Below are 15,227 nucleotides of genomic sequence, written 5' to 3'. Positions count from 1 at the left end.
GAGATGTGTATAAGAGACAGCGTGATGGTCGACCCCAGCGCCGAGTGTGGCTATCCGCTGGCGTCGCAACTCGAGTTGCGCGATTCGATCGCGGCACAGTTCGAGACGGTACCGGTGTTGACGATCGCGAACAAGGTGGACCGCGCAGAGGCGTGGGACGAGAGCCTGCTCGACGAGTTGAACGCGGACTACGAGATGAGCGTCGAGACGGGCGAGAACGTCGAGACGGTGCTTGAGGCGGCCGTCGAGGCGATCGACTTCGAGCCTGAGTTGCCGTTCGACGGCTAACTGGCGTATGAACTCACGAGGCCACGAGCGGACGAGCGGGCGAACTGGCGAACTGGCGAACGGACGAGTCGAGCAGACGGAGTGAGGAGGTGACGAGAGCATGAAGGGACCCGGCATCTTCAGCATGCTCCAGCTCGCCGCCGGACTCTCGATGGCGGGGCCGATGTTCGTCGTCGGCTTCGAGTTCGTTCGAACGGACCGTGTCGTCGCCGGCATCGGTTTTTTCCTGCTCGGAGCGATCGCACTGTATTTCCCGACGTATCTCGTCAAGCGTATCGGTGGGCCACGAAACTGGCTTCGCTGGCTGGCCAGCAGCCTGTGGTCAGCAGTGAAGCCAGGATCGGACTCGAGTGCAGACCAGAAGTCCGAAAACGGAGACGATAGCCGGCGACAGTCGTCGAAATCGACAGCTTCCGAAACACGGAAACAGACGGAATCGACGACAGAGCCAACAGAGAAAGGACATGAGTCGGCTTTGGAGTCAGAACCGGAACGAGCCAGCCGGCTTGAGCGGTTTCGCAGACGATAGAGCCGGCGACCGGCCTCACCGCTCGACCTGACCGATGTACCTGATCTCGACGATGACGTCCTCGTTCGTCTGTTGATTGATTCGCTCCGCTACCGTATCGGCAATGCCAGGCTCTTCCTCACCGGGTGGGCCGCCGATCGTCACGATGACGCGTTCAGGCCCGACGAACGGGTAGTCCTCGTCGACGATCACCTCCGTTTCGATAAGCTGGTACTCCGCGAACTCGTCCTCTCCGAGGACGATCTCGGCCTCGTTCTGTGCGCTCTCCTCGAACGTCGCAAGCCCGTAGGATGCGTAGGTAATGCCACCGAGGAAGATCGCGAAGATGAACACGATCGCGGCGAGTCCGACAACTCGCTCACGGACGCGTTGCTCGGTTTCGTCCCGCGAGAACAGATTTTCGGGGCGATAGCCGGCGTACCAGAGCGTCAACAGTCCGGCGAGATTCACCGAGAGCACGTTGACGAGAACGAGCGCAGTCGAGCCGATTGCGGCCGACGGCTCTCCCCAGGCGATAGCGACGCCAGCGGCCGCAGCGGGCGGAATGAGCGCAGCCGCGATCATCACCCCGACGAGGGCGACGGAGATCCCTGTCGCGATACTCACGATCCCGGCGACGCCGGCCCCGAGCGCGACCGCGAGCGAGAGCAAGTCCGGTGTGAGCCGTTCGGAAATTTCGTCGATCAAGCCAATATCGAGACCCGGTGGGACGATGTTCGTCGTCCGGACCAGCCAGGCGAAGACGGCTGCGGCCGCAATTGCGAGTACAATCCCGATGAGCTGGTAGAGAATACTCTCGGTAAACAGCTCCTCGTCGTCGATCACGGAGCCGACGCTCGCGCCGAGTGCCGGCCCGATCAACGGCGCGATGACCATCGAGCCGACGACGACGGCCGGCGAGTCAAGCAGCAGGCCGGCGGTCGCGACGACGGCGCTCACGATCGTCATCGTCGCGTAGACGCCGAACGTCGGGGTCAGCGACTCCGCTTCGGCCTGCAGCTCCTGGCGGGAGATGCGATCTGACTCGACATCACCCTTCTCGTACTCGTCTCGGAGCGCCTGAAATCGGCGTGAGACTACCGTTTCGGCGTCGACAACGACGGTGTAAGCATCCTCGTCGATCCCTTCGTCCTGTAGTTCGTCGAGAACGGGTTCAACCGCAGCCGATGGCAGCGGAAAGTAGACGACAGCGGTGTACTCCCGGTTGCTGGCCTCGTCCGTGACGACGTAATCGATTTCTCGCTCGTCGAGCGTCTCGAGAATCGTCTCTCGTCTCCCGGTTGGAACCGTCAGCTGTACGAGGCGCACGTGAGCCACTGAATACCCCGGGGGTCATAACTTGGGGGCATCTCCGAACGATCTGCTGGCGGGAGAGACGCCACAGCGCCGGCCCAGTCACGGTGCTTATAAACCCGAGAGCGCCCTAGCAGCGGTATGTTCGATACCCGCCCCAATCGCGAGGGCGAAGTTATCCTCGTCGGCCGCTCGAACGTGGGCAAATCGACGCTCATGCGCGAACTCACCGGTCACAGCTTCGACACGGGTGGCAATCCCGGCGTCACCCGCAGTCCGAACCACTACGACTGGGCACCCGAAGACTTCGTCATCACCGACCTCCCTGGATTCGGTTTCATGAGCGGTGTCCACGAGGAGCAACGTGAACAAATCAAGACGAACATCGTCCAGTACATCGAGGAGTATGCCGACAACGTTCTCGTCGCGGTTCTGGTCGTCGACGGCAAGAGCGTCATCGACATCATCGACCGCCACTCCGGCCCCGACGAGATCCCTTACGACGTGGAGATGTTCCACTTCCTGCGGGAACTCGAAATCCCGACCGTCGTCGCCGTCAACAAGATGGACAAAGTCGACGACCGCGACGAGCGATTGAACGAGCTCTGTGACCGTCTCGGCATCCTCCCGCCGTGGAAACAGTGGCAAGAGACCATCGCGCCGATCACCGCGAAGAACGGTCAGATCAGTTCGCTGAACGAGTCGGTTCGGGAGCACCTGCACGAACAGAACCGGGACGATCTGTTCAAATTCTTCTAAGCGAACGTTTACGCTGCGGACCAGCAAAGCTGGCCCTCGGCAAATCTCGAGAGAAGGCAACGCTCCCTCGGCCCTCGCGGGATCTTCGCTCCCGCTTCGCTCGATAAAAACTCGCGGTAATCAGTGTGGAGAGTACCTTTCCCGAAGGAGACATAGAACAGTTCGTACCTTCTCTGCGACTACCCGACGAACGACAAGTACAGGCGAAGGAATGAACGCACTGTACTCTGATCTATCCGGAGTCTGTTTGGAATGCCGTGCAAGACAGAGGCAGGATGCAGCAAATCCCGTGTGATTTGGGACGATGGAGTCGATAACCCACCGTTTTGATGGCATTTAATAGTGATTGGATGACACGTTCTCAGTAACTGATGATAGAAGTAGCGATCCGGGGAGCGAGCGTGGCTGATGCCGAGACACTCGCGGAGGTCTATCGGAGTGCATATTCGGAAAACCAACGACTAGGGTTCCCCACGAAGGCTGCATCAGCAACCTCGGAAACGGTAAAAAACTGGGTAGAGGACAGCCGACTATTCGTCGCCCAAATGGACGACGAAATCGTGGGAGGAGTTCGTCTAGAGGTCACTGATGATGATCGAATAAAACTCAGCCGACTCGCGGTACATGAAGAGTGGAAAGGCAAAGGAATCGGTGGTGAACTGTTAGATTATGCGGAAGCGTTAGTCCGGGAGTGGGGCCACTCAACAGTCTGGCTAACGACGCCCGAGGAGCATCCATATTTACCTGCTCTGTATCGAAACCGTGGATACGAGAGGACCGAACCATATCCTCTGGAGTATCGAGAGTACGACGAAATCGTGATGGAAAAGCAGATCCAATAACGAGCGAACCTGTTCTCTTTCCCGAAGCGGTGGCGTCTATTTAACAAGATATGCGTACTCTATCTTGTACGCCGCTCAATATGGTTGATATCTGCTATATTGATTGGTAGTCAGTTCGCAGACCTACTTATCGGCCAGTTCACCGGGAGAGTCGATGTAGTCAACACAATGAGAAGAGTTCTATAAGCCTTCTTCCCCGGGTTAGACAACCCTCGCAACTGCTTGAGTCGACACCCAGTTGTTCGTGTGGAGGCTTCAGCAGAGAACGGTATCAAAACTCGGCGGCAGCAGTAATCGCTTCCGTCCCCAGCGTAACAACATCGTCAGGCAGGTCACTTTGAAGAAGATCTGCTTTCGTGTACCACTCCCACGCCGCAGCGTTCACCTCGTCGTTGGCAGGCGAAATATCGCGGCTCGGGACCGTCGCGTAGTAAATCAGATCGATGTGTTGGTGACCCACCGTGCCGTCGTGGGTGTTGATATCATAGAGCATCTGGTGGCGAGGTGTCGGAAGCGGCCGACCTTTGGGTGCTCCAATCGGTTCTGGATCGGAGAGCAGTGTCGCCTCGAGACCTGTCTCTTCACGGACCTCTCGAATGCCGGCTTGCGCAGGTAGTTCGTCCCGATCGACGTGACCGCCCGGTGGAATCGTCAACCCGAGACGCTTGTGCTCGTGGAGGGCAGTCGCACCGTCGTTGACGATGTAGACCGTTGCTGTGAAATGGCGCGTTGTTTCCATATCGGCGAAAGGTGAACATACCGCTTAAACGCAATCTATTCAGATCGAAACCTTTCAGCAGTCAGACGACCTGATTCGTTAGTTCCTTTCCATCTCTGAGGCGCTCGACGTTCTCTCGAACCAGTCCACCAACATCACGGAAGTAATCCACCGTAAACGCGGCACAGTGAGGCGTGATGATCACTTCGTCCATCTCCCACAGCGGAGACTCCTCTGGCAGCGGCTCCGTCTCGAACACGTCGAGGCCCGCGCCTTCGATCGAGTTGGACTCGAGTGCATCGACCACTGCAGGCTCAGCGACACTGGAACCGTGCCGATGTTGACGAAGGAGGCATCGTCGCGCATAGCGTCGATGAACTCAGCGTCGGCGAGTTCGGTCGCTGGAAAGACGCCGTCCCCGGTCGTGAATACCGAGAAACGTGATTTCACGGTCGAGACTGGGAGTGAGTATCGGATATTGCCCCTCACCGGCGAGTTGGTTGGACTGGGTTGCACATCACTCGATGCAGACAACTCAATGTTCAACCATTGCCAACCTGTAACAGTGTCGTCGCAATGGCCGGCGCTAGATCCGTTCGGAAACGGCGGCTCGGGAAAAGTCCTCGTCACAAAGGGCTCGGAGGGGGTAACTGCTCGTCACGGCCGCCGCCGATCCCTACTCGACGAACGGGTTTCCCTCTGTCGCTTCATACGGATTGCTGTAACTGTTTACCGGCGCAACCGCGACCCGCCCTGCGGTTGCGCCGGTAAGGACTTACAGCGAACCGTATCAGTGGTCGCGCCAGGACTCGAGTGCACGCAGGTTCTCAGCGATTCCCCCGATTTCGGCGGGCGCGAGCAGCCCCTGTTCCGTCGCGAACGCTGTCACGCAGTCGGCGGGTGTGATGTCGAACGTCGGGTTCAGCACATCGACCGCAGCGTCGCCGTCGTAAACCGCATCGCGCGCGGCGGACTCGAGTGCAACCTCCTCACGAGTCGAGGTTTTGTCCGTAGCGGCGACGACGGTCACGGGAATGTCCTCGTGGGCAGCGGCAATGGCGACTGCGCGCGTCCCGGTCTTGTTCACGACAGCGCCATCATGGCGAATCGTGTCCGCGCCGACGAGCACCCGATCGATGGATTCGGTTGCGAGCACGTGCGCGGCTGCGGCGTCGGTGTGGAGCGTCACGGGACAGTCGACGGCACCAGCGGACAGTTCCTCGGCGATGTCGACTCCCTCTAACGCGGGTCTGGATTCGGCGACGAACACCCGTGACGGCGCGCCGGCCCGAAGCGCGTCGACGACGGTTCCAGAGCGCGAGAGGGTGAGCACAGCACCGTCGATGGCGTCGGCCGCAGTTGCCCCAGCGTCGTCGTCCGCAGTAATCGCGCGGTCGATTCCTGCAAGGGTGGACTCGAGTACAACCTGTGCGTCCGGAGCCGCCTCCGCGTCGAGGTCCTCGATCGCCGTCGCCATCGCCCGGTTCACCCGGTTTCGGAGCACCGCCATCGACGGCCGCGCCTCGAGGAGTCGCTCGGCGAGCGCGGTGAGTTCGGCCCATTCCTCCTCGGCGTTAGCGTCGACGTGCTGGTCCGCATTGTCGCCGTCGCCGGAATCCGTGCGCTCGGCGACCACCAGTCCCGCTCGGTCCCGAAGCACTTCGAGGGCGCGGATCGAGAGCGCGGCCGCTCCGTGCTCGTCGTCCGCCGTAATCGAGCGCACCGTCGGTGCAACGCGCTCGTAGGCCGTCCACAGCGCCGGCACCGTCTGGCGGTCCGGGTCGATGCAGATGGTCGTTGGTGGTGTCCACTCGAGTGCGTCGTGCTCCGCACTGAGAGTCACGTCGCGGCTGTCGGCGTCGAACAGGTAGGGGTGGACCGTCCACTCGCGGTCGAGATCGGGATCGGTAACGGAGACGGAGCGGCCGGACCGGACGAGGTCGATTTCGGCGTCCGAGAGGCCAGTTTCTTCGTGGATTTCAGTGCGGACCTGTGCGTCGGGGTCGCCTTCGGCGAAGCCGGAGACGCCGCCCCACCGCCCGGTGTAGGTGCCGACGGCGTCGCTGCGGCGCAAGAGGAGGATTTCGCCGCGATGGCGGAGAAAGGCGGTGACGACATCGGCGTGGGTGGATTCAGATTCAGATTCGGTCCCATCGCCGTTCGTGGAATCGCTCATACGTGGCCTCATGGGGGCCGCAACGGAATGACTTTCGGGAACAGCGGAGCCACCGTGCGTGAACTATACCCGTCTTGAGTCCGACCAGCGACCATGACACAGCGCGTAACGGTCTCACTCGACAATGAGGCCCAGACCGCCCTCGAGACACTGGTCGCCGAGACGAACGCCGGGCAGAGCGAGGTCGTCCGGCGCGCGCTCGCCTTCTACGCGGCCAACTTCGACGCCGCAGAGCGCCAGCCGAGTGATAACTTAGAACAGTACTACCGCATGCTCGCCTCGGGCGAACACGTCCTACTCGATGTCGACTTCTTGCACGCCTTTCTGGAGTACAGCTACGCCGGTGGCGACCCAGACCCCGAGTTCGTCGACGCCGCAGACCGCGTCTCCGACTATCACGCCCGCGAGTACGCGGATCGGTTTTCCGGCGTTGGGGAGTTACTCGAGTGGCTGTCGTTCTGTGGCTTTCTCGAGGTTCGAGGGGAAGAAGAGGGAATGTATCATGTGGTTTTTCCCTCGGAGTCGATCTGCTGGTTCATGACGCGATTTATCGAACGGAGCACGGTTCGAATCGGGACTGAACTCGAGGTCGAACGCGGCGTGTCGAAGGCGATCATCACCGAAGAAGACCGCGATACGGCACCTGACGCGGCGTGAGCCGGGAGAGTAGCCTGACTAGACTCGAGAATGAACGTGGCTCAGAATGGGGGCGTTCTGTCTCCCACAGCGGCGGTGTTCATACGGATTCATACTCGTTCATACTCCAAATTTCCTGGCCTCGAGACGTATGTGTAATTCTTAACAACGCTTTTGGTGGTTTCTCCGAGCGATGCATGTGGACAATCATCATGGGAGTCATTGACCGCATACGATCGATCGGACCAGGTGCACTCGTCGCCGCGGCGTTCATTGGACCAGGTACCGTGACGACTGCGAGCGTGCTCGGTGCCGAATACGCATATGTACTCGTGTGGACGATCGTCTTCTCGATTTTCGCGACGATCGTGCTCCAGGAGATGAGCGCGCGGTTCGGACTGATCACGCAGGAAGGATTGGGCGAAGCATTTCGAAGCGAGTTCTCGAACCCGCTAGTCAAGACGAGTGTCGTCGTGCTAGTCGTCAGTGCGATTGGTATCGGAACGGCGGCGTTCCAGACAGGCAACATCGTCGGCGGTGCGACAGGGCTCGCCACGGTTACCGACATCAGCGAGAACGTCTGGGGGCCGCTCATCGGTCTTGTCGCCGCCGGCTTGCTCTGGACGGGGAACTACAAACTGATCGAGCACGTCTTTATCGGACTCGTGATCGTCATGGGACTCTCGTTCGTGCTCAATGCGGCCATCGTGCGACCGGACATCGGATCGCTCTCGGCGGGCCTCGTCCCGACGATTCCCGACGGCTCGGCCTACCTGATCGCCGGACTCATCGGCACCACGGTCGTCGGCTACAACCTGTTCCTGCACGCGAGCACCGTCCAGGAGCGATGGGACGGCGCGAGCGACCTCGCCGAGTGTCGCACTGACACGATCGGGATGGTCGTTATCGGCGGCCTCATCACGACCTCGATCGTCGTCACGGCGGCTGCAGTGTTCCCCGAAGGCACCTCGATCGGAAACGTCGGCGAGATGGCGGACCAACTCGAGCCAGTCTTCGGCGGCTACGCGCTCTGGTTCTTCGCGATCGGTCTCTTTGCAGCCGGGTTCACGAGTGCGATGAGCGCACCGCTGGCAGGCGCGTACGCCACCGCCGGCGCGCTCGGCTGGGAACGAGACCTCACCTCGACGCGCTTTCGGCTCATCTGGATGACGATCCTCGGAACGGGAATCGCCTTCTCGGCGCTCGACTACGATCCTGTCCAGGTGATCGTCTTCGCACAGGTCGCGAACGGACTCCTGCTCCCGATCCTCGCGGCCTTCCTCATCTATGCGATGAACAACGAGGAACTGCTCGGCGAGCATACCAACAGCACGCTTCAGAACATCCTCGGCGGCGCAGTGACGCTCGTTGTCATCGGAATCGGTCTGCAGACACTGTACGATATCATCGTCCTCTAAGACACGACACAGAGACAAACGTGAACGAAATGAACACACACGCGACACAGCAGGATACAACGAAACACGATTCGAATACCCGCATCGGCGTCGATGTCGGCGGTACCTTCACCGACGTCGCCCTCTCCGTCGCTGACGGTCTCGTCACCGCAAAGGTGCCGAGCACGGACCCCCAGCACGTCGGCGTCCTCGAAGGCATCGAGAAAGCCTGCGCCGACGCGGGCATCGACCCCGGCGAAATCGACGAGTTCAACCACGCGATGACCGTCTCGGTCAACGCCCTCCTCGAACGCGACGGCGCGGCGACGGCACTCGTCACCACCGCCGGCTTTCGCGACGTACTCGAGATCGGTCGCCAAGACCGGCCCTCGCTCTACGACCTCGACGCCGAGAAACCGACGCCGCTCGTCCCCCGCGAACGGCGGTTCGAGGTCGACGAGCGGACGACGGCCGAGGGCGCTGAACGGCCGGTCGACCCCGACGAGGTCCGTGACCTCGCAGCGAAACTCCGCGAAGCGGATGTCGGGGCCGTCACGGTCTCGCTCCTGCACGCCTACGCCGACCCGTCGAACGAGCGCCAGGTCGCCGAAATGCTCCGCGAGGAGCTCTCGGTTCCGGTGTCGGCCTCCCACGAGGTGCTTGCCGAGTTCCGCGAGTTCGAGCGCACGTCGACGACCACGGTCGACGCCTACGTCCGCCCCGCGATCGACCGCTACATCGGCCGACTCGTCGAGCAGGCCGACGACGCGGGGATTCCCGAACCGCAGATTATGCAGGCGAACGGCGGCACCGCAGCACCGGAAACGGTCCGGGAACACGCCGTTACGACGACACTCTCCGGTCCGGCCGCGGGTGTCGTCGGCGCGGGGGCGACCGTCGGCGGTTCCAGTGGCAGCGGCGACAGCGACGAACCTGCAGAGACAGACCGCGAGACACCCGAAGGGCTCGTCACCTTCGACATGGGCGGCACCTCGAGCGACGTGAGCCTCGTCCGGGACGGCCGCGCCGAGCGGACGACCGACGCCGAAATCGACGGCCTCCCAATCCGGACGCCGATGGTCGACGTGAACACCGTCGGAGCCGGCGGCGGCTCGATCGCCTGGGTCGACGCCGGCGGCGCACTCCGCGTCGGCCCGGAATCGTCGGGCGCACAGCCCGGTCCCGCCTGCTACGGCCGCGGCGGCACGCGACCGACGGTGACCGACGCCAACGTCGTCCTCGGCTACATCGGCCCCGAAACCGCGCTCGGCGGCGAGATGACTCTCGATGTCGAGGCGGCCCACGACGCCCTGGCGAGTCTTGCCGAAGAGGCTGGTCTGGACGGCGCACTCGAGGCCGCCCGCGGCGTCTACCGCGTGGCGAACGCGACGATGACCCGAACGATCCGCAGCGTCACGGTCGAGCGCGGCCACGACCCCCGCGCGTTCGAACTCGTCGCCTTCGGCGGCGCAGGGCCGATGCACGCCGCGGCGCTGGCCGACGCGCTCTCAGTCGAGCGCGTGCTCGTGCCCCGCCCCGGCGGCGTCCTCTCGGCGTTCGGCCTCCTCGCCGCCGACGAGAGTCACGACGCCGTTCGGACTGTGGGTATTGCACTCGAGTCTGCCTCGCCAGCGACGATCAGCGAGATGTACGACGATCTGGTCGAAGACGTGCTGGCAGATGTCTCTGATCCGGACGCGGCCCAACTCGAACGGGCGGCGGACTGTCGGTACGCCGGACAGAGTTTCGAGTTGACCGTTCCCGTGGGCGCGGCGGGGACGTTCGACGCCGACGCGGTCGCCGACCGCTTCCACGAGGCCCACAAGCGCACCTACGGGTACGCGCTGGACGAGACAATCGAAGTGGTCAATCTGCGCACGACGGCGACCGTTCCCGGCGCAGAGCCGACCGTTCGCCACGAGGGGAGCGGTGATGCGGTCGTCGGCACCCGAACCGCCCATTTCCCCGGCGCGGACGAAGAACAGAGCGAGGCGACAGTCTACGAGCGTGACCGAGTCGCACCCGGCGCGAGGGTCGACGGTCCGGCGGTGCTCGAACAGGCAGAGAGTACGACGGTGATCCCGCCCGGGTGGACGGGTGAGATCCTGCCGGATGGAACGCTTGCGATGACGCGTCCGGAGGTGAGTGAGGAATGACTGATCACGATTCGACAAACCACGACTCAGCAGCCAACAGCTCGACTGACGAATCTCCCACGACCACAGACCAACGTATCGACCCCGTCACCCTCGAAGTCCTGCGCAACCAGCTCGCCGGCATCGCCGAGGAGATGGGCCAAACACTGATTCGCGGGGCCTACTCCCCCAACATCAAAGAACGCCGCGACTGCTCGACCGCACTCTTCGACGCCGAGGGTCGAATGATCGCCCAGGCCGAACACATCCCCGTCCATCTCGGCGCAATGCCCGCCGCCGTCGACGCCGTACTCGAGTTCGACCCAGAACCTGGCGATGTCTTCGTGCTCAACGACCCGTTCGAGGGCGGGACACATCTCCCGGATGTGACGATGGTCTCCACGCTTGCCGTCGAGGGCAAAATCGTCGGCTATGCGGTCTCGCGCGCCCACCACGCCGACGTTGGTGGGATGACGCCCGGCAGCATGCCCGCGGGCGCGGAGGAGATCTACCAGGAGGGACTTCGAATACCGCCGACGCGGCTGGTGGCCGGCGGCGAGGTCCGCGAGGAGGTGCGCTCGCTGCTGTTGGCGAACGTGCGAAACGCCCGCGAGCGCCGGGCTGATTTGCGAGCCCAGCGCGCGGCGAACGAGCGAGCCGCGGAACGCTTGCGAGACCTGTTCGACGAACACGGCCGCGAGACGGTGGTGTCGGGCTTCGACGCCGTCATCGACTACTCGCGCGAGCGGATCGAGGACGAACTCGCGGCGTTACCCGACGGCACCTACGAGGCGACGGACTATCTGGAGGGCGACGGCGTAACGGACGACGATATCGAGATCAGCGTCGCCGTGACCATCGACGGCGCGTCGGTCGATGTCGACTTCTCGGGCACTGCAGCGCAGCTGGCGGGCAACCTCAACGCTCCGCGCGCAGTTGCGACAAGTGCCGTCTACTTCGTCGTGCGCTGTCTCACCGATCCTGAGATTCCCCCGAATCACGGCTGTTACGAGCCCGTGAGCGTTCACGCACCAAAAGGAACGTTGCTCAACCCTGAGCCGCCGGCTGCAGTCGTCGGCGGCAACGTCGAGACCAGCCAGCGCGTGACCGACGTGGTCTTCACTGCGTTCGCCGAGGCCGCGCCCGACCGCGTCCCGGCGCAGGGCCAGGGCACGATGAACAACCTAACCATCGGCGCGCGAGATGGCTCGTTCACCTACTACGAGACCATCGCAGGCGGCTTCGGCGCTCGTGCCGACTGCGACGGTATGGACGGCGTGCAGGTCGGAATGACCAACACGCTCAACACGCCGGTCGAGTCACTCGAGACGGAGTACCCACTCCGGGTCGAACGCTACGCACTGCGCGAGGGCAGCGGCGGCCGCGGCCGGTTCCGCGGCGGCGAGGGACTGGAGCGCACCGTCACGGTCGAGGCGGACGCGACGGTCTCGCTGCTGACCGAGCGCCGCCGCCACGCACCAGCGGGCGTCGCTGGCGGCGAGGGCGGTGCGACGGGTGAGAACCTGCTCGATGGCGAGCCGGTGCCCGCGAAGACGACGGTCGATGTCGACGCGGGAACGACAGTCACCGTGCGGACGCCCGGCGGTGGTGGACACGGTGAGCAAGAGGAGAAGTAGACGAGGAGTGCCAGACGAGGGTAGCAGACGAGGGTAGCAGACGAGGAGTAGCAGATACGGAGTACCTCGAGTACAGCGGGACTCGAGTGATAGAGATACAGATGGAGATGGAGACGTAGATGCAGATGCTGATGCAGATATGGATGCAGTCAGGATCGGAAATAGTTAGTAATTCGACTCATTCGTGATCCGCATGAACGCGTTCGAGCCAACGCCGACCGCGTCGGTCGACGAGATTTCGCAGTGGGTCTTCGGACGAATACTGGTGGCACTCATCTTCACCGGCTACGGCGCACTGCTTGCCAGAGACCTGTTCGGCGTGTTCGGAACGGTCGTCGCACTGTGTCTCTGGTTCTACGGGCTCCTATTCGTCATTCGAATCCTCTTTCGCGGTGTCGACGCGTTTCTGGAGGGGAGAGCTGACGACTCTCTCCGGTGACGGTGCCCTTTTGATGCCGCTCGCCGACTCTCCAGTATGGAACTCTCACCAGTGACGGACCTTCCCGAGATCCGTCCCGGCGACGATCTCGCCGATCTCATCGCGGACCGGGCCGGCGACGACCTCGCCGACGGCGACGTGCTCACCGTCGCCAGCACGGTCGTCTCGAAGGGCGAGGGGCGAACCGCCGACCTCACGGAGTACCCCATCAGCGGCCGCGCCCAGGATCTCGCCGACACACTCGCCGAGCTCGCCGGCGAAGAGAAAGACCCCCGGTTTGCCCAGGCGGTACTCGAGGAGAGTACGGAACTGCTGATCGACGCGCCCTTCCTGCTGACCGAGACGCGATTCGGCCACATCTGCGTGAACGCAGGTATCGACCGCTCGAACGTGCCGGAGCACGACCTGCTCTTGCTACCCGAACGGCCGAGTAAGAGTGCGGCCCGAATCCGAGACGGGTTGGCTGAGCACGGCTACGAGGACGTAGCCGTAATCGTCACCGACACCTGCGGGCGGCCGTTCCGTCACGGACAACGCGGCGTCGCAATCGGCTGGGATGGGATGCCAGCAAGTCGTGACTGGCGCGGAGAACAGGACCGAGACGGCCGCGAACTGGGCGTGACGGTACAGTCCGTCGTGGACGAACTCGCCGCAGCGGCAAACCTCGTCACCGGCGAGGGGGCCGGCGGCACGCCTGCGGTCGTCGTTAGCGACTGGGCGTTCGGCGACCTCGCGGGTAGCGACGAACTGTTTCGATCGGTCGAGGACGATCTCATCAGACAGGCGCTCCGCGGCTGGGAGTGGGAGGGTGGCACATGAACGACAATACACAACGTATGAACAACGATACACAACCAGGAAACGAGCCGACCATCGGTATCGAACTCACCCCCGAACATCCGACCGAGCGCATCGCCGACCTCGCCGCACTCGCCGAAGACGAGGGCTTCGACATCGCGTTCACGAGCAGCCACTACTTCAACCGCGACCCGTTCGTGACGCTCTCGCGCATGGCGCAGACGACCGACGAGATTCGACTCGGTCCAGGCGTCATCAACCCATACGAGAGCCATCCCGTCAAACTCGCCGGTCAGGCCGCGACCATCGACGAGGAGAGCGACGGCCGTGCCGTCTTCGGTATTGGCGCGGGCGACCGCTCCTCGCTCGCGAATCTCGGCATCGAGCACGAGCGGCCGCTCCGGCGCGTCCTCGAGACGTTCGGCGTGGCGCGTGACCTCTGGGCGGGCGACACTGTGAGTCACGACGGCACCTTCGAAGCCAGCGACGCGTCGCTCAATCTCGAGCCGCCGTCCGGGCAGCTCCCAGTCTACGTCGGCGCGCAAGGCCCACACATGCTCCGGATGAGCGCCAAGCACGCCGACGGCGTGCTGGTGAACGCTGCCCACCCGAAGGACCTCGAGTGGGCCGCGGGACAACTGGAACATGGACTCGAGGAGCGCCCGGACGAGCACGGCCCGTTCGAGGCGCTCGCCTTTGCCAGCGTGAGCGTCGCGGATGACGAAGATGACGCCCGCGAGGCCGCACGACCGCCAGTTGCGTTCATCGTCGGCGGCGCGGCCGACCCGGTGCTCGACCGCCACGATATCGACCGCGAGGCTGCCGAAGCCGTCAGCGACGCGCTCTCGCAGGGCAATCTCACCGAGGCCTTCGGCTACGTCACCCCAGAGATGATCGACGCGTTCTGTATCGCCGGCACGACCGAACAGGTGGCCGAACAGTTTGGGGCGGTACTCGAGTACGTCGACGGCATCGTTGTGGGCTCACCGTTAGGCCCGGAGCTGGAGAGTGCGGTCGAGAAGGCGAGCGAAGCAATGGAGCAGGCGATGTCGGCGGAGTAGTGAGTTACGGGCGGGAGCGAGAGTGCGTTACGGACAGCAGTTGAACTGTAGACAGAAGTTGGGTTGTGGATCGGAGTTCCGTTGCGAGGTGAGTCAGCGATGGCTCGATGGAAATCTGAGGTGAGTGGTGACAAAACGACTGCAGTGGAGTGTCTAGTTGCTCGTAAAGAGGCCGGCGAACGCACCGGCGGTGAGCGCACCGAAGACGCCCAGCGAGAAGACGACGAGGAGTGTGCCGGCGATCATAAGCAGCGGTGCGAATCCCTCGCCGGTCGCGACACCACTGAAGTATTCGTTCATCTCGATGATGTTATCCACGATGGCGTTCAGTACTGCGACGGTTTCCATGCGTGGGGGTTGTCACCGGTGGTACTTGGCCGTGCCGGTCGCGTGCGAGGAGGTGGCTGGGACGGGTTGTGCCAGCGGCGGTCGCGGTGTGGTGCAGGGTGCAGTATAGTGATGCGTGAGAGTGGTGTCTGCTGTGCGGCATGTACACCGCCGGACCTAAGCCAAATACAG

At 63.0% G+C, this 15,227-nt stretch carries 14 protein-coding genes and 2 pseudogenes; 11 read left to right on the top strand and 5 right to left on the bottom strand.

The annotated features are described in order from the left end of the window. Together C482_RS05685 and C482_RS05680 are read left to right on the top strand one after the other, a co-directional pair. Positions 1-288, top strand: a pseudogene (locus tag C482_RS05685) (GTP-binding protein); the annotation flags it as partial. Between the two features lie 100 nt (positions 289-388). Continuing rightward, on the top strand, positions 389-817 hold the full coding sequence (locus tag C482_RS05680; RefSeq protein WP_006166550.1) for a hypothetical protein: 429 nt from the start codon (positions 389-391) through the stop codon (positions 815-817). A gap of 15 nt (positions 818-832) precedes the next feature. Here C482_RS05680 and C482_RS05675 read toward each other — a convergent pair whose 3' ends face one another. Beyond that, positions 833-2,125: a TIGR00341 family protein gene (locus C482_RS05675; RefSeq protein WP_006166549.1), complete on the bottom strand. Its 1,293-nt coding sequence runs from the start codon at positions 2,123-2,125 to the stop codon at positions 833-835. A 126-nt stretch (positions 2,126-2,251) separates the two neighbouring features. On the opposite strand from C482_RS05675, the gene engB reads away from it, so the two are divergent. Both engB and C482_RS05665 read left to right on the top strand, forming a co-directional pair. Further along, positions 2,252-2,869 (top strand): GTP-binding protein EngB, encoded by a 618-nt coding sequence (engB, locus tag C482_RS05670; protein ID WP_006166548.1) that lies wholly within the window; start codon positions 2,252-2,254, stop codon positions 2,867-2,869. Positions 2,870-3,240: 371 nt separating this feature from the next. Further along, positions 3,241-3,711 (top strand): GNAT family N-acetyltransferase, encoded by a 471-nt coding sequence (locus tag C482_RS05665; protein ID WP_006166547.1) that lies wholly within the window; start codon positions 3,241-3,243, stop codon positions 3,709-3,711. A 271-nt stretch (positions 3,712-3,982) separates the two neighbouring features. Here the strand turns inward: C482_RS05665 and C482_RS05660 are convergent, their stop codons facing one another. The 3 genes and pseudogenes from C482_RS05660 to C482_RS05650 form a co-directional block, all read right to left on the bottom strand. Then, entirely contained in the window at positions 3,983-4,450 is a 468-nt protein-coding gene (locus C482_RS05660) for an NUDIX hydrolase (protein WP_006166546.1), read from the bottom strand. A 61-nt stretch (positions 4,451-4,511) separates the two neighbouring features. Beyond that, a pseudogene (locus tag C482_RS05655) lies at positions 4,512-4,822 on the bottom strand (NAD(P)-dependent oxidoreductase); the annotation flags it as partial. A 397-nt stretch (positions 4,823-5,219) separates the two neighbouring features. Further along, positions 5,220-6,605, bottom strand: coding sequence for an NUDIX domain-containing protein (locus C482_RS05650; protein WP_006166544.1), 1,386 nt, complete (start codon positions 6,603-6,605; stop codon positions 5,220-5,222). A 93-nt stretch (positions 6,606-6,698) separates the two neighbouring features. On the opposite strand from C482_RS05650, the gene C482_RS05645 reads away from it, so the two are divergent. The 7 genes from C482_RS05645 (at position 6,699) to C482_RS05615 (ending at position 14,708) form a co-directional block, all read left to right on the top strand. Beyond that, positions 6,699-7,262: a ribbon-helix-helix protein, CopG family gene (locus tag C482_RS05645; RefSeq protein ID WP_006166543.1), complete on the top strand. Its 564-nt coding sequence runs from the start codon at positions 6,699-6,701 to the stop codon at positions 7,260-7,262. Positions 7,263-7,453: 191 nt separating this feature from the next. Beyond that, positions 7,454-8,659: an Nramp family divalent metal transporter gene (locus C482_RS05640; RefSeq protein WP_006166542.1), complete on the top strand. Its 1,206-nt coding sequence runs from the start codon at positions 7,454-7,456 to the stop codon at positions 8,657-8,659. Between the two features lie 29 nt (positions 8,660-8,688). Next, positions 8,689-10,794, top strand: a complete 2,106-nt coding sequence (locus C482_RS05635; protein ID WP_006166541.1) for a hydantoinase/oxoprolinase family protein — start codon at positions 8,689-8,691, stop codon at positions 10,792-10,794. Then, the gene (locus C482_RS05630) at positions 10,791-12,410 is read left to right on the top strand and encodes a hydantoinase B/oxoprolinase family protein (RefSeq protein WP_006166540.1); all 1,620 of its coding nucleotides are present in this window, start codon (positions 10,791-10,793) and stop codon (positions 12,408-12,410) included. Before C482_RS05635 ends, C482_RS05630 begins: the two co-directional genes overlap by 4 nt. A gap of 193 nt (positions 12,411-12,603) precedes the next feature. Beyond that, on the top strand, positions 12,604-12,849 hold the full coding sequence (locus tag C482_RS05625; protein WP_006166539.1) for a hypothetical protein: 246 nt from the start codon (positions 12,604-12,606) through the stop codon (positions 12,847-12,849). A 36-nt stretch (positions 12,850-12,885) separates the two neighbouring features. Continuing rightward, entirely contained in the window at positions 12,886-13,668 is a 783-nt protein-coding gene (locus C482_RS05620; RefSeq protein ID WP_006166538.1) for a coenzyme F420-0:L-glutamate ligase, read from the top strand. 17 nt (positions 13,669-13,685) lie between these two features. Next, positions 13,686-14,708 (top strand): 5,10-methylenetetrahydromethanopterin reductase, encoded by a 1,023-nt coding sequence (locus C482_RS05615; protein ID WP_006166537.1) that lies wholly within the window; start codon positions 13,686-13,688, stop codon positions 14,706-14,708. A gap of 153 nt (positions 14,709-14,861) precedes the next feature. Here the strand turns inward: C482_RS05615 and C482_RS05610 are convergent, their stop codons facing one another. Beyond that, positions 14,862-15,056, bottom strand: a complete 195-nt coding sequence (locus C482_RS05610; RefSeq protein ID WP_006166536.1) for a hypothetical protein — start codon at positions 15,054-15,056, stop codon at positions 14,862-14,864. Positions 15,057-15,227: the final 171 nt, after the last annotated feature.

The organism is Natrialba chahannaoensis JCM 10990 (assembly GCF_000337135.1).
GTDB classification, from domain to species: Archaea; Halobacteriota; Halobacteria; order Halobacteriales; family Natrialbaceae; genus Natrialba; species Natrialba chahannaoensis.
This window is presented reverse-complemented; position numbering and strand designations above follow the sequence as displayed.

Coding starts and splice junctions, on each gene's coding strand:
- C482_RS05680 (WP_006166550.1), top strand. CDS start 389: ATGAAGGGACCCGGCATCTTCAGCATGCTCCAGCTCGCCGCCGGACTC.
- engB (WP_006166548.1), top strand. CDS start 2,252: ATGTTCGATACCCGCCCCAATCGCGAGGGCGAAGTTATCCTCGTCGGC.
- C482_RS05665 (WP_006166547.1), top strand. CDS start 3,241: ATGATAGAAGTAGCGATCCGGGGAGCGAGCGTGGCTGATGCCGAGACA.
- C482_RS05660 (WP_006166546.1), bottom strand. CDS start 4,450: ATGGAAACAACGCGCCATTTCACAGCAACGGTCTACATCGTCAACGAC.
- C482_RS05650 (WP_006166544.1), bottom strand. CDS start 6,605: ATGAGCGATTCCACGAACGGCGATGGGACCGAATCTGAATCTGAATCC.
- C482_RS05645 (WP_006166543.1), top strand. CDS start 6,699: ATGACACAGCGCGTAACGGTCTCACTCGACAATGAGGCCCAGACCGCC.
- C482_RS05640 (WP_006166542.1), top strand. CDS start 7,454: ATGGGAGTCATTGACCGCATACGATCGATCGGACCAGGTGCACTCGTC.
- C482_RS05635 (WP_006166541.1), top strand. CDS start 8,689: ATGAACACACACGCGACACAGCAGGATACAACGAAACACGATTCGAAT.
- C482_RS05630 (WP_006166540.1), top strand. CDS start 10,791: ATGACTGATCACGATTCGACAAACCACGACTCAGCAGCCAACAGCTCG.
- C482_RS05625 (WP_006166539.1), top strand. CDS start 12,604: ATGAACGCGTTCGAGCCAACGCCGACCGCGTCGGTCGACGAGATTTCG.
- C482_RS05620 (WP_006166538.1), top strand. CDS start 12,886: ATGGAACTCTCACCAGTGACGGACCTTCCCGAGATCCGTCCCGGCGAC.
- C482_RS05615 (WP_006166537.1), top strand. CDS start 13,686: ATGAACAACGATACACAACCAGGAAACGAGCCGACCATCGGTATCGAA.
- C482_RS05610 (WP_006166536.1), bottom strand. CDS start 15,056: ATGGAAACCGTCGCAGTACTGAACGCCATCGTGGATAACATCATCGAG.